This window comes from Marinobacterium sp. xm-a-152 (assembly GCF_013282965.1).
GTDB lineage: Bacteria > Pseudomonadota > Gammaproteobacteria > Pseudomonadales > Balneatricaceae > Marinobacterium_E.
In genome coordinates this window covers 79405-92126 of sequence record NZ_WBYI01000009.1, presented here as the reverse complement: position 1 = coordinate 92126, position 12722 = coordinate 79405, and the positions used below count along the sequence as shown (strand labels likewise).

Here is a 12722-nt window from a genome sequence, read left to right as displayed (position 1 = left end):
TGGGTGGTTCGTTAACGGATTAGGATTGGCGTTTCTGCATCGCCATAAAGTGCTCTATCCCTTTGATTTGATCTTCAGCGTGGTGGTTTACATACAAGACGGTCGTCTCGTTACCCTCACAGATCTTCTCAATCAGAGCCAATACCAACTGTCGGTTCATATCATCTAGCCCTAGACAGGGCTCATCCAGAATTAATAGCGGTGGATGTTTTACCATGGCGCGCGCAATCAACAAGAGTCGCTGATCACCGTAAGAGAGCTTGTTGAACGGCACATCGGCGCGATCCTGCATACACAGCAGTGCAAGCCACTGATCGGCAATCATCTTCTGATTATCGGTTGATTTGGTGTACATACCAATGCTGTCAAAGAAGCCCGAGATAATGACATTTTTACAACTGATGCTGACACGATACTCCCATTGCAGTGCGGTCGACACATAACCAATAAACTGCTTAATCTGCCAGATACTCTCGCCGTTACCGCGCTGAAAACCGAACACAAAGATGTCGTTGACGTAACACTGCGGGTGATCGCCAGTAATCAATGAGAGCACACCTGTTTTACCACTGCCGTTTGGACCGCTCAGTTGCCAATGTTGGCCAGGATTTATCGTCCAGTTGAAGCCCTCAACAATTACTGCATCACTGTATTTGATCGAGATATCGGTCAGTTTGACCAGTGGATCATTCGGATTCAGTTCTGGAAGCGGGTTATCAGGATCCGCCGGTGGAACCTCTAGATCTGTCGTTTTCAAGTGAAGCAGTTGGTATAGCTCTGCATAAGCCGATTCATCGCTGCGATCGACCTGAAACGCCAGACGGCCGGCATCATTACCCACTTTCTCCATGTAAGCGACATGCGTAATAAAATCGGGCATCTCATCGAAGCGGTTTAACACCAGTATCATCGGCGTGGTATCAATGATGCTTGCTAAATGCTTCTGCAGCATCGCAAGCGTATCAGCATCTAACCCATCAAAGGGTTCATCTAAGATCAACAGTTCAGGGTTGTTGGCCAACGCACGCACCAACATCATCTTTCGGCTCTCACCGGTCGAGAGCTTGCGGAATGCTCTATCCAACAGGGGTGACAGACCGAACTGCTCGACTAATTCAGCCGCTAATAGTTGATCTTCACAGTGTTCAAAGATCATCTCTCGAACGGGTGTTCCTTCTGAGATGACATCTAAAATATCCGCGTCGTCCTTTTTCAGCTCCTGCTTGATCAATTCAGCCTGTGCTTCGAATGAGACGAGTCCAACTCTGTTTGGGACTCCCTCTATGGATCCATTCAATGCATCACCAAACCCTGCTAACACCGCTGCAAGCGCCGACTTACCAGAACCATTGGTACCGGTGATGACCCAATGCTGATTGGGCTCAATGGTCCAATCGACCCCTTTAAGGTCAAAGCGTTCATCAAAGTTTACGTCAAGGTTTTCAATGTGAATGGATGTCGACATGGGGATTCCTAATCAACAAATAGAGTTTATAAAAAGCATAAAGCCGAGTACTCCTTGCGAGGCACTCGGCTTTGAGTCGTTTAAATTTTATCTAAAATTAAACGATCTTCTTCATGTCAGCCATGTGGCCACGAAGAACTGTACCGATCGCTTCAACTGGGTGAGCGCGTAGTGCAGCGTTAACTTCGATTAGACGAGCGTTATCTACGCCGTTGTCGTCAAGATCTAGGCCTTTACCGATAACGTCAGACTTGATGCCCTTCATGAAGTCAGCTAGTAGCGGAACACACGCGTGGTTGTATAGGTAACAGCCGTACTCTGCAGTATCAGAGATTGTTGCGTTCATTTCGTAAAGCTTCTTACGAGCGATAGTGTTTGCGATTAGTGGAGTCTCGTGAAGTGACTCGTAGTACGCAGACTCAGCGATGATACCAGCAGCCGTCATTGTTTCGAATGCAAGCTCAACACCTGCTTTGACCATAGCAACCATAAGGATGCCTTTGTCGAAGTACTCTTGCTCAGAGATCTCTACGTCGCCTGCTGGAGTCTTCTCGAAGTTAGTCTCTGCAGTCTCTGCACGCCATTTAAGAAGATTAGCGTCATCGTTCGCCCAATCCTCCATCATGACACGTGAGAAAGTGCCGTCGATGATGTCATCCTGGTGCTTGTTGTAAAGCGGACGCATGATCACTTTTAGCTCTTCAGCAAGGTCGAAACACTTGATCTTAGCTGGGTTAGATAGACGGTCTAGCATGTTGGTAACGCCGCCGTACTTAAGTGCTTCAGTGATGGTTTCCCAACCGTACTGAATCAACTTAGATGCGTAACCAGCGTCGATACCCTCTTCAACCATCTTGTCGAAACATAGGATCGAACCAGTCTGCAACATACCACAAAGGATAGTCTGTTCACCCATAAGGTCAGACTTAACTTCTGCGATGAACGATGACATTAGAACGCCCGCTTTGTGACCGCCAGTACCTACAGCGTAAGCTTTAGCCAGTGCTAGACCTTCACCCTTAGGATCGTTATCTTCGTGAACCGCGATCAGTGTAGGTACACCGAAGCCACGCACGTACTCAGCACGTACTTCTGAACCAGGACACTTAGGTGCAACCATGATAACGGTTAGGTCGTCACGGATCTGCATACCCTCTTCAACGATGTTGAAACCGTGTGAGTAAGATAGGCAAGCGCCCTCTTTCATCAGAGGCATCACCGCGTTAACAACGGCTGTGTGCTGCTTATCTGGAGTTAGGTTAAGTACGACGTCTGCAGTAGGAATAAGCTCTTCGTAAGTACCAACAGTGAAACCGTTGTCCGTTGCGTTTTTCCATGACTGACGCTTTTCAGCAATCGCTTCAGGACGCAGAGCGTAAGAGACATCTAGGCCTGAGTCGCGTAGGTTAAGACCCTGGTTAAGGCCTTGCGCACCACAACCTATTACAACCATTTTTTTGCCTTTAAGCGCTTCAACGCCATCAGCAAATTCAGACATATCCATGAAACGGCACTTTGCCAGTTCCGCTAGCTGCTCACGTAGTGGCAGTGTATTGAAGTAGTTAGCCATGCTAAACAGATCCTAATTTAATTGGGAGGTGCGTCGTTGAACGACACGGACAACTGACTAGAGTTCTAATCAAAGTGGGCAGATTATAAGCAAAACCAATAGTTTCTTAAATTGATATATTTGCAACACAACATCCCGATTTGCGCAACAATAGACAATTTAGATAGACTACCCCCATGAATTTAAAGAATCTGAAACAGTTTTTAGCATTGGCCGACACTCTGCACTTTGGACGGGCCAGTGAAGAGTGCCATGTCAGTCTATCAGCCCTCTCTCGAAACATTCGCCAACTCGAAGAGGAGCTGGGCGTAGAACTGTTCAAACGTGATAATCGGACTGTAGTTCTTACCCAAGAGGGGCAACGCTTTCTACAGTACGCCCGCGAAACTTACAGTCAGTGGAATATTATTCGCAGCGAATTGACGGACAAAACAGGACAGCTCAGCGGTGAGATCAGTATCTACTGCTCGGTAACAGCTAGTTACAGCTTCCTGTACGAATTGTTAAACCGCTTTCGCCAAGTACATCCGCATATCGAGATTAAGCTTCATACAGGGGACCCTGATCGCGCCATTGCACGTATCCAAGAGGGTATAGAGGAGATCACCATTGCCGCTCAACCCGACAACCTGAGCAAAAGCCTCTCATTTAAACCGATTACCCAATCTCCCTTAGTATTTATTGCACCGGCAGAGGCACAACCCAACTTACCCAACAGCTCACCACAAAGCGTTGAGGATTGGCAGAGCACCCCTATGATTCTCTCTGAAGCGGGCGTTGCTCGAAGTCGGGTCGACGACTGGTTAAACGAGCAAGGCATCACACCCAATATCTATGCTCAGGTTGCAGGTAACGAGGCGATCGTCAGCATGGTGAGCTTGGGGTTCGGCATTGGTGTCGTGCCCAAAATTGTTTTGGATAACAGTCCACTGGTCGAGCGAATCAGAATACTGGATGTACAACCCGCTCTAAAACCCTATGAGATCGGACTATTTACACTAACACGTAGCTTAAAAAACCCATTGATTGAAGCGTTCTGGGAGCTAAGCTAATGATGAAACTGATCGCTGTTGCATTTCTGCTTCTCACCACTCCTCTTCAAGCCGCCAGTTTCAGGGAGACCTGGCAAGCACTGTTCAGTGAACAGTATTCAGAAGCTATCGCCGGTGCTCGTGATCTTCAGCTCAATGAAGACCCCAGAGGCAATTTTCTGTTTGGTTATATGTATCTGTTTGGTAAAGGGCTGGAACAAGATCCTGTTAAGGCTGAATCCTATTTCAAACGCGCCTCGGAGGCCGGCTTTAATGGTGCAACCTTTCGATTGGGAAAGATGTACCGGGAGGGACACCCTGGCGTACCGAAACAGACAGCACTGGCCTATCAGCTCATCTCACAAGCCGCTGAAAAAGGCGGACCCAACGCACAGTTCAACTTAGCGCAGATGGTCGAAAACGGGGAAGGTACCGAGATCGATTGGGAGAGAGCGTTTAAGCTATACCAAGGCGCAGCTTCCAAAAAACACGCCTTCGCGCACTGGAATCTAGGCTACTACTACCTCACTGGAAGAGTCGTTGCTAAAGACGTCAACAAAGCGTCTGAACACTTTGAGATCGCCTTCAAGGAGGGATCCGCTAAGTGGCTGTCTGTCGAGATCAATAGACGCCTGTTGGACGATATAAGTGATGAGGTGCGTAAGGTGCTAGAAGAACAACTCATCAGCTTGTCCCGAAGCCCCCGTGACTGACTTCAGTCTGTCATCGGCTCTATGAGCGTTTTCCAGACAACCCAATTAACCGGACAGCGGATGACAGGCTAAAGCCAGTCACCGGAAAACACAAAGGGCCCCCTGTTGGAGCGATTTTGAGCACAGCGAAAAGTCGCGAATTTGAGATGAGAGGATTACGAAATACACCCCTGTATTTCGCCCCTTCGGGGCCGCGCTTTGATCGCCTGCGACGTGACTGACTTCAGTCTGTCATCGGCTTTATGAGCGTTTTCCAGAGGGTCCATTTAAGCCAACAGCGGATGACAGGCTAAAGCCAGTCACCAGAAACACAAAGGGCCACCCTAACGGGTGGCCCTTTGTGTTTGTATGGTCGGAATGAGAGGATTCGAACCTCCGACCCCCTGCACCCCATGCAGGTGCGCTACCAGGCTGCGCTACATTCCGGAAACTTGGCGCGCATGTTACAGGATGCGCTTTCGGGTTTAAAGCCTAGTTGGCGTTAATTCTCATCGATTTAAGAATATCTTCCAGCTCGGTAATCGATTGGCGAATCAACTGCTTATACCGCCCTTGATCATCGTGTGTATTACCTGCTGTCAGATACTGTTTTGCTCCAGCAATAGTAAGGCCTTGTTCGTAGAGAAGGCCCTTGATTTCACGAATCAGAAGAATGTCTTGGTGCTGATAGTAGCGGCGATTACTGCGTTTAACCGGCTCAATTTGTTCGAACTCTTGCTCCCAGTAGCGAAGCACATGAGGCTTTAGATCACACAACTTGCTGACTTCACCAATCGTAAAGTAACGCTTGGTTGGGATGGTAGGAAGATCGCTCGACATTATTGTTGCTTAGCTGAATGCAGCTCTACTCGCTCTTTAAGCTTTTGCCCCGGACGGAAGGTTACCACTCGACGGGCAGAGATAGGCACCTCTTCACCCGTCTTAGGGTTACGTCCAGGACGCTGTCGCTTATCGCGTAGATCAAAATTACCAAAACCCGAGAGTTTGACATGCTCGTTATGCGAAAGACTCTCTTTGATCTCATCGAACATCGATTCAACCATCTCTTTCGCTTCGCGTTTGTTTAGACCGAGTTCTTCAAAAAGACGCTCTGCCATATCCGCTTTGGTTAACGCACTCATACCAAACCCCTTTATTAGGCTTAATCTCGCAATACTGCACCTAGATCAGAGGTCAGTTTTTCAACGACCGCTTGCACTGATGCATTGATCTCTTCTTCGTTAAGAGTGCGCGATGGGTGCTGCCAGGTCAAGCCAAGAGCAAGACTTTTTTGTCCATCTTCAATACCTTGGCCGGTATATACGTCAAATAGGATGACCTCTTTTAGGAACTCACCGCCCTCTGACTGCGCAATAGAACGAACCGAGTCAAAGCTCACCTCTGCACCGATCACCATCGCTAAATCACGACGTGACTCTGGGAATTTAGAGAGGGATGCAAAACGAGGTAGACGCCCTTCCAACAGAGATGATAGCTTCATCTCGAATAGATAGACTGGACCTGCAAGATCTAAGCTCTTCTGTAAGCTTGGGTGCATCGCACCAACCCAACCCACTGTCACGCCCGCCTTCTCAATGCGAGCTGACTGACCTGGGTGAAGGGCATGGTGAGTATCGGCAACCAGCTTAAACTGGCTCGCATCGCCACCCAAAGAAAACAAGGATTCCAGATCACCTTTGATATCAAAGAAATCGACCTTGTCGCTCTTACCCATCCATGACTCGGGTGAACGGTTACCCGAAATAATACCCGCTAGGCTGTTCTCTTGTTCAAGCTCATCACCATTGGCAATAAAACACTGACCAATCTCGAACAGACGCACTCGACTCTGTTGACGCGCTTGGTTATAAGCAACTGCTTTAGAGAGACCTGGCCAGATAGTGGTACGCATAACCGCCATTTCAGCAGAGATAGGGTTAGCAAGCGTTACCGCTTCATTCTGATCGTCAAACTGTTTTGCTAGACCCGCTTCGATGAAGCTGTAGGTAATCGCCTCTTGGTATCCACGAGAGACCAAATGACGACGCAGGGTGCTTGCCGTTAGTTTCGACTCTTTGATTGAGGGCAGAGGAAGCTCGGCACGGGGTGTGTTAGACGGCAGATTGTTGTAGCCGTAAACGCGTGCAATCTCTTCAATCAGATCAACTTCGATGCTGATATCAAAACGGTAGCTAGGAACCGCAACCATCCATGAGCCATCGCCATTAGCACGCAACTGAAGACCTAGACGCGTTAGGATCTCTTCGATCTCTGCCGCTGGAATTTCAAGTGCCAACATATCAGTGACACGCTGGTGACGCAGTTCAAGTGCGACCGGCTTCGGCAAGTTCGTTTCAGATACAGCCTGGATAACCGGACCAACCTCACCACCGACAATATCAATCAGCAAGGCTGTCGCACGCTCAATAGCACGCGCCTGTAACTGCCAATCAACACCACGTTCGTAACGGTGGGATGCATCCGTATGTAGACCATAGTTTCGTGCGCGACCTGCAATCGCGATAGGGTCAAAGTAGGCACACTCAAGCAGAATATCTTTACTCTCTTCAGAGACTTCAGAGTTACCGCCCCCCATGATGCCCGCCATCGCAATTGCTTTATTGTGATCGGCAATCACTAGCGTATCAGCGTTCAGCTTAATCTCACTGCCATCAAGCAGTGTTAGCGCTTCGCCCTGCTCGGCCATGCGAACACGAATACCACCTTCAATCTTATTCAGATCAAAAGCGTGCATTGGCTGCCCTAACTCAAGCAACACATAGTTGGTAACATCGACAACAGGATCGATAGAGCGAACGCCAGAACGCTCTAAACGCTCAACCATCCAACGTGGCGTCTGTGCATTGATATCGATGCCACGAATGACACGACCCAAGTAGCGAGGGCAAGCTGAAGCGGCTTCTAACTCGATCGAAACGTTATCACCAATGGTTGCTGCAACAGCAGAGCAATCGATCTCAGCCACAGCGGCTTTATTCAATACACCCACTTCACGAGCCATACCGACCATACCTAGGCAGTCACCACGGTTAGGCGTCAAATCGACATCGATGATCATATCTTCAAGATTAAGGTAGTCACGGACACTCTGACCGACTGGAGCATCGGCTGGAAGCTCCATGATGCCGCCATGATCATCCGATAGGCCTAGCTCATCTTCAGCACAGAGCATACCCATGGATTCAACACCACGTAGCTTGGCTTTCTTAATCTTAAAGTTACCCGGTAGAACGGCACCGACCGTTGCAAAAGCGGTCTTGATTCCAGCACGGGCGTTGGGGGCACCACACACCACTTGGAAGGTCTCACTACCGTCGCTTACCTGACATACGCGCAGTTTATCGGCATCTGGGTGCTGCTCGGCACTCAGAACTTCACCCACAACCACACCGGAAAACTCTTTGGCAACCGACTCAATCTCATCAACTTCTAAACCTGCTAGGCTGAGTTGATCCGCTAAACCCTGCGTATCGATGGCAGGCTGAACCAGTTCACGTAACCACTGTTCACTGAATTTCATAGTTAAATACTCTCGTCTGCTATCGGCTGAATTAGTTGAACTGGCTTAGGAAGCGCAGATCGTTTTCAAAGAATAGTCGTAGATCGTCAACGCCATAACGCAGCATTGCGAAACGCTCAACCCCCATACCAAAGGCAAATCCGGTGTACTCTTCAGAGTCGATACCCGACATCTCAAGTACTTTTGGATGAACCATGCCACAGCCTAGTACTTCTAGCCATTTACCATCACCGCGATCGATATCGACTTCAATAGAAGGCTCAGTAAATGGGAAGTAGGAAGGACGGAAACGCACACGCACATCCTCTTCAAAGAATTCACGTAAGAACTGTTCAAGCGTACCTTTAAGATCTGCAAAGCTGATGTTCTTATCGATGATCAAACCTTCAACCTGATGGAACATTGGTGAGTGGGTCTGGTCATAGTCACAACGGTAGACACGACCTGGACAGATAATACGAATAGGCGGCTTCTGCGCCTCCATCGTACGAACCTGTACTGGAGAAGTGTGGGTTCTTAACAGACGGTGAGCGTCAAAATAGAAGGTATCGTGCATCGCACGCGCTGGGTGGTGCGATGGAATGTTGAGCGCTTCGAAGTTGTGGTAATCATCTTCGATCTCAGGCCCCTCTTCTACCGAGTAACCGATGCGACTGAAGAAAGCTTCAATACGATCCATCGTTTTTGTCACTGGGTGCAGGCCACCCAACTCTGGCTGACGACCAGGAAGCGTGACATCCACCTTCTCTGCAGCCAACTTCGCTTCAAGTGCAGCATTTTCGAGTAGGCTCTTACGCGCATTCAGCACATCGGACAGCGCCTCTTTGGCCACGTTGATGCGTGCACCTGCAGCAGGACGCTCTTCGTTAGATAGTTTACCAAGCCCTTTCAATAGCTGGGTAAGGTGCCCCTTCTTACCTAGGTACTGAACACGAACTTCGTCTAAAGTTTTTACATCGCTCGCTGCTTCAGCAGCGGCTTTTCCTTCCGCCAACAGGGCGTCAAGATTTTCCATTTACGGCTCCACTCTCTGGGTCCAAATACAAAAATAGGGGAAGAGCGAGCACCCTTCCCCTATCTGAGTCGATCAATTCATCACCCTAGGGTGACGATTGTCTTAGGCTAGTGCTGCTTTTGCTTTTTCAACAACAGCGGTAAACGCTGTTTGCTGATGCACTGCCAGATCAGCCAGTACCTTACGGTCGATCTCAACGTTAGCCTTTTTAAGGCCAGCGATCAGACGGCTGTACGACAAACCATTGATGCGAGCTGCTGCGTTAATACGAGCAATCCACAGAGCACGGAACTGACGTTTGCGCTGACGGCGGTCACGGTAAGCGTACTGACCCGCTTTGATGACAGCTTGTTTGGCTACGCGGAATACACGACTACGAGCGCCGTAGTAACCTTTAGCCTGTTTCAATACTTTTTTATGACGTGCACGAGCTTGTACACCACGTTTTACGCGAGGCATGGTAACTCCTTCTTAATCCTATTCGTAACCAATTAAATGTATGGAAGCATGCGCTTAACCAGAGCCTGGTCAGCTGCATGTACCTGAAGCATTGGGCGTAGCTGACGCTTACGCTTAGTAGTCTTCTTGGTCAGAATGTGACTTTTGAAGGCTTGCTTGTGCTTGAAGCCATTAGCAGTCTTCTTGAAACGCTTTGCCGCACCGCGGACAGATTTAATCTTTGGCATTTACTTTCTCCACGCATTCGTTAGTTATCTGTTGGAACGAACAAAACCTGCAACACCATACTGGATGGCACGGCAGGTCTTAGTTTGGAACCAACTACTTTTTCTTAGGAGCTATGACCATGACCATCTGACGACCTTCAAGTTTAGGACGAGCTTCAACAGTACCGTAGTCTGCCAAATCCGTTTCAACTCGATTAAGAAGCTCCATTCCGAGCTCCTGGTGCGCCATCTCACGACCGCGGAAGCGAATCGTAATCTTGGTCTTATCTCCACCTTCTAGGAAACGTATCAGGTTGCGTAGTTTTACCTGATAATCCCCCACATCAGTCCCTGGACGGAACTTAATCTCTTTAACCTGCATCTGAGTCTGTTTCTTCTTAGCCTCATTTGCACGTTTTTTCTGGTCGTAAAGGTGTTTACCGTAGTCCATCACCTTACAGACGATTGGGTCGGAATCGGAGATCTGTACTAGATCCAATCCTGCCTCTTCAGCCGCACGAAGCGCTTCATTAAGGCTTACAACACCAACCTGCTCTCCGTCAGCGCCGATTAAACGACACTCACGAGCTCGAATATTTTCATTAATTGGCGGCAAATTCTTTTGACCGCGCTTGTTATCACGCTTGATAGCTAGTTTCTCCTAAAGCGTTTTTATTCGCTGCGACCTTTGCGATTATTCTCTTGAATCAACAAGTTAGCAAAGTCTTCAACACTAAATACACCCATATCTTCACCTGTGCGTGTGCGTACAGCAACGCTGCCAGATTCAACTTCTTTATCGCCGATTACTAGAAGATAAGGGATTTTCTGTAGAGTGCGCTCGCGGATTTTAAAGCCGATCTTCTCATTTCTCAAGTCCGAAATTGCTCTAATGCCGCTATTTTGCAGCTTAGACACCACTTCATTGACAAAATCTGACTGTTTATCGGTGATATTCATGACGGCAACCTGCACTGGAGACAACCAAGTCGGCAGCGCCCCCGCGTAGTGCTCAATCAAAATACCGATAAATCGCTCAAACGAACCTAGAATCGCACGGTGCAACATAACCGGTGTTTCACGATCGCCCTTCTCGTTAACAAACTGAGCATCGAGTCGACCCGGCATCGAGAAGTCGACCTGAATCGTTCCACACTGCCAAACACGACCCAGACAGTCACGTAGTGAGAATTCAATCTTAGGACCGTAGAAGGCACCTTCACCAGGAAGCTCTTCCCAATCCAGACCCGCTGCATCCAATGCGTCAGCCAACGCCTTTTCGGCTTTATCCCATACTTCATCAGAACCTACGCGCTGCTCAGGGCGAGTAGAGAGCTTGTAGATAATGTCGCTGAATCCAAAATCAGTGTAGACCTCATGAAGGAAGTCGATGAATTCAGCCACCTCAGATTGAATAGAGTCCTCAGCACAGAAAGTGTGACCATCATCTTGAACGAAGCCACGAACACGCATGATACCGTGCAGTGCACCAGATGGCTCATTGCGGTGACACGAGCCAAATTCAGCCATACGCAAAGGTAGGTCACGGTATGAACGCAATCCCTGGTTGAATACTTGAATGTGACATGGGCAGTTCATCGGCTTAACGGCAAAGTCACGGCTCTCAGAGTGGGTCGTGAACATCTGCTCTTGGAACTTATCCCAGTGACCTGATTTTTCCCACAGAGTACGTTCAACCACCTGCGGTGTCTTGATCTCTTGGTAGCCACGTTTGCGCTGCTGTTCACGCATGTACTGTTCCACTGCCTGCCAAAGAGTCCAGCCATTCGGATGCCAAAACACCATACCTGGTGCTTCTTCCTGAAGATGGAACAGATTCAACTGCTTACCGAGTTTACGGTGGTCACGCTTCTCTGCCTCTTCAAGGCGGTGCAAGTAGGCTTTAAGGTCTTTCTTGTCACCCCAAGCTGTGCCGTAGATACGAGTTAGCTGCTCGTTTTTAACGTCACCGCGCCAGTAAGCGCCAGCCACTTTCATCAGTTTGAAAACTTTTAGGTGGCCCGTATTAGGCACGTGTGGGCCACGACATAGATCGATGAAATCACCCTGCTTGTAGAACGAGAGATCCTCTTCACCAGGAATCGATTCAATGATCTCAACCTTGTACTTCTCGCCCATCGCTTCAAACATTTTCACTGCGTCAGGACGGCTCATAACTGAGCGCTCAACAGGAAGATTCGACTTAGCCAGTTCCGCCATGCGCTTTTCGATCTTCTCTAGATCTTCTGGCGTAAATGGACGCTCATAAGCAAAATCGTAGTAGAAACCGTCATCGATCGTTGGACCAATCGTCACTTGAGCACCAGGAAAAAGATCTTGAACGGCCATCGCCATCAAGTGCGCAGTTGAGTGACGAATGATATCGACACCCTCTTCATCGCGCGCCGTGATAAGAGAGACGTCTGCATCCGCCTCGATGACAAAAGAGGTATCAACCAATTCACCATTCACTCGACCAGCAAGGGTAGCTTTCGCTAGACCTGGGCCGATATCAGACGCCAGATCAAAGACAGACAGTGGCTGATCGAATTCACGTTTACTTGAATCAGGAAGAGTAATAACAGGCATTTATAGATCCTAGTGCTCAGTGGTGACCCATACGACAGGCCACGTAAGTTATGTGCGAACGACTCAGTCGAAGCGCGTTTCAATTGAAGGGCAGTATTATACAGATCTAACCAACCAGTCTCCACCCTGATCCGGCTTAAAACCCAATGGTTAG

The 12722-nt window shown here is 48.7% G+C and carries 12 protein-coding genes and 1 tRNA gene; 2 read left to right on the top strand and 11 right to left on the bottom strand.

The window, feature by feature from the left end; translation table 11 throughout:
- Positions 1–19 precede the first annotated feature (19 nt).
- Positions 20–1465, bottom strand: a complete 1446-nt coding sequence (modF, locus tag XMA152_RS09965) for a molybdate ABC transporter ATP-binding protein ModF (RefSeq protein WP_173483504.1) — start codon at positions 1463–1465, stop codon at positions 20–22.
- A gap of 97 nt (positions 1466–1562) precedes the next feature.
- The gene (gene ilvC, locus XMA152_RS09960) at positions 1563–3035 is read right to left on the bottom strand and encodes a ketol-acid reductoisomerase (RefSeq protein ID WP_173483503.1); all 1473 of its coding nucleotides are present in this window, start codon (positions 3033–3035) and stop codon (positions 1563–1565) included.
- Between the two features lie 176 nt (positions 3036–3211).
- Between ilvC and ilvY the strand changes: the two genes are divergently transcribed.
- Positions 3212–4087 carry an HTH-type transcriptional activator IlvY gene (gene ilvY / locus XMA152_RS09955; RefSeq protein WP_173481120.1) on the top strand — a complete coding sequence of 292 codons (876 nt, stop codon included), beginning with the start codon at positions 3212–3214 and terminating at the stop codon, positions 4085–4087.
- Positions 4087–4779, top strand: a complete 693-nt coding sequence (locus XMA152_RS09950; RefSeq protein ID WP_173483502.1) for a tetratricopeptide repeat protein — start codon at positions 4087–4089, stop codon at positions 4777–4779. Before ilvY ends, XMA152_RS09950 begins: the two co-directional genes overlap by 1 nt.
- Before the next feature lie 349 nt (positions 4780–5128).
- On the opposite strand, the gene XMA152_RS09945 is transcribed toward XMA152_RS09950, so the two are convergent.
- The 9 genes from XMA152_RS09945 to thrS form a co-directional block, all read right to left on the bottom strand.
- Positions 5129–5205 (bottom strand) — tRNA-Pro (locus XMA152_RS09945).
- A 45-nt stretch (positions 5206–5250) separates the two neighbouring features.
- Positions 5251–5598, bottom strand: coding sequence for a MerR family transcriptional regulator (locus XMA152_RS09940; RefSeq protein ID WP_173482050.1), 348 nt, complete (start codon positions 5596–5598; stop codon positions 5251–5253).
- Positions 5598–5900 carry an integration host factor subunit alpha gene (gene ihfA / locus XMA152_RS09935; protein WP_173482051.1) on the bottom strand — a complete coding sequence of 101 codons (303 nt, stop codon included), beginning with the start codon at positions 5898–5900 and terminating at the stop codon, positions 5598–5600. Before ihfA ends, XMA152_RS09940 begins: the two co-directional genes overlap by 1 nt.
- Positions 5901–5920: 20 nt before the next feature.
- Positions 5921–8299, bottom strand: a complete 2379-nt coding sequence (gene pheT / locus XMA152_RS09930; RefSeq protein ID WP_173483501.1) for a phenylalanine--tRNA ligase subunit beta — start codon at positions 8297–8299, stop codon at positions 5921–5923.
- Between the two features lie 31 nt (positions 8300–8330).
- Positions 8331–9314, bottom strand: a complete 984-nt coding sequence (gene pheS / locus XMA152_RS09925) for a phenylalanine--tRNA ligase subunit alpha (protein WP_173483500.1) — start codon at positions 9312–9314, stop codon at positions 8331–8333.
- A gap of 102 nt (positions 9315–9416) precedes the next feature.
- Positions 9417–9773 (bottom strand): 50S ribosomal protein L20, encoded by a 357-nt coding sequence (gene rplT / locus XMA152_RS09920; protein ID WP_173482054.1) that lies wholly within the window; start codon positions 9771–9773, stop codon positions 9417–9419.
- Positions 9774–9805: 32 nt separating this feature from the next.
- Positions 9806–10000 carry a 50S ribosomal protein L35 gene (gene rpmI / locus XMA152_RS09915; RefSeq protein WP_173482055.1) on the bottom strand — a complete coding sequence of 65 codons (195 nt, stop codon included), beginning with the start codon at positions 9998–10000 and terminating at the stop codon, positions 9806–9808.
- Positions 10001–10094: 94 nt separating this feature from the next.
- Positions 10095–10595 (bottom strand): translation initiation factor IF-3, encoded by a 501-nt coding sequence (gene infC, locus XMA152_RS09910; RefSeq protein WP_173482056.1) that lies wholly within the window; start codon positions 10593–10595, stop codon positions 10095–10097.
- Between the two features lie 56 nt (positions 10596–10651).
- Positions 10652–12568, bottom strand: coding sequence for a threonine--tRNA ligase (thrS, locus tag XMA152_RS09905; protein ID WP_173483499.1), 1917 nt, complete (start codon positions 12566–12568; stop codon positions 10652–10654).
- Positions 12569–12722: the final 154 nt, after the last annotated feature.

Coding starts and splice junctions, on each gene's coding strand:
- modF (WP_173483504.1), bottom strand. CDS start 1,465: ATGTCGACATCCATTCACATTGAAAACCTTGACGTAAACTTTGATGAA.
- ilvC (WP_173483503.1), bottom strand. CDS start 3,035: ATGGCTAACTACTTCAATACACTGCCACTACGTGAGCAGCTAGCGGAA.
- ilvY (WP_173481120.1), top strand. CDS start 3,212: ATGAATTTAAAGAATCTGAAACAGTTTTTAGCATTGGCCGACACTCTG.
- XMA152_RS09950 (WP_173483502.1), top strand. CDS start 4,087: ATGATGAAACTGATCGCTGTTGCATTTCTGCTTCTCACCACTCCTCTT.
- XMA152_RS09940 (WP_173482050.1), bottom strand. CDS start 5,598: ATGTCGAGCGATCTTCCTACCATCCCAACCAAGCGTTACTTTACGATT.
- ihfA (WP_173482051.1), bottom strand. CDS start 5,900: ATGAGTGCGTTAACCAAAGCGGATATGGCAGAGCGTCTTTTTGAAGAA.
- pheT (WP_173483501.1), bottom strand. CDS start 8,299: ATGAAATTCAGTGAACAGTGGTTACGTGAACTGGTTCAGCCTGCCATC.
- pheS (WP_173483500.1), bottom strand. CDS start 9,314: ATGGAAAATCTTGACGCCCTGTTGGCGGAAGGAAAAGCCGCTGCTGAA.
- rplT (WP_173482054.1), bottom strand. CDS start 9,773: ATGCCTCGCGTAAAACGTGGTGTACAAGCTCGTGCACGTCATAAAAAA.
- rpmI (WP_173482055.1), bottom strand. CDS start 10,000: ATGCCAAAGATTAAATCTGTCCGCGGTGCGGCAAAGCGTTTCAAGAAG.
- thrS (WP_173483499.1), bottom strand. CDS start 12,568: ATGCCTGTTATTACTCTTCCTGATTCAAGTAAACGTGAATTCGATCAG.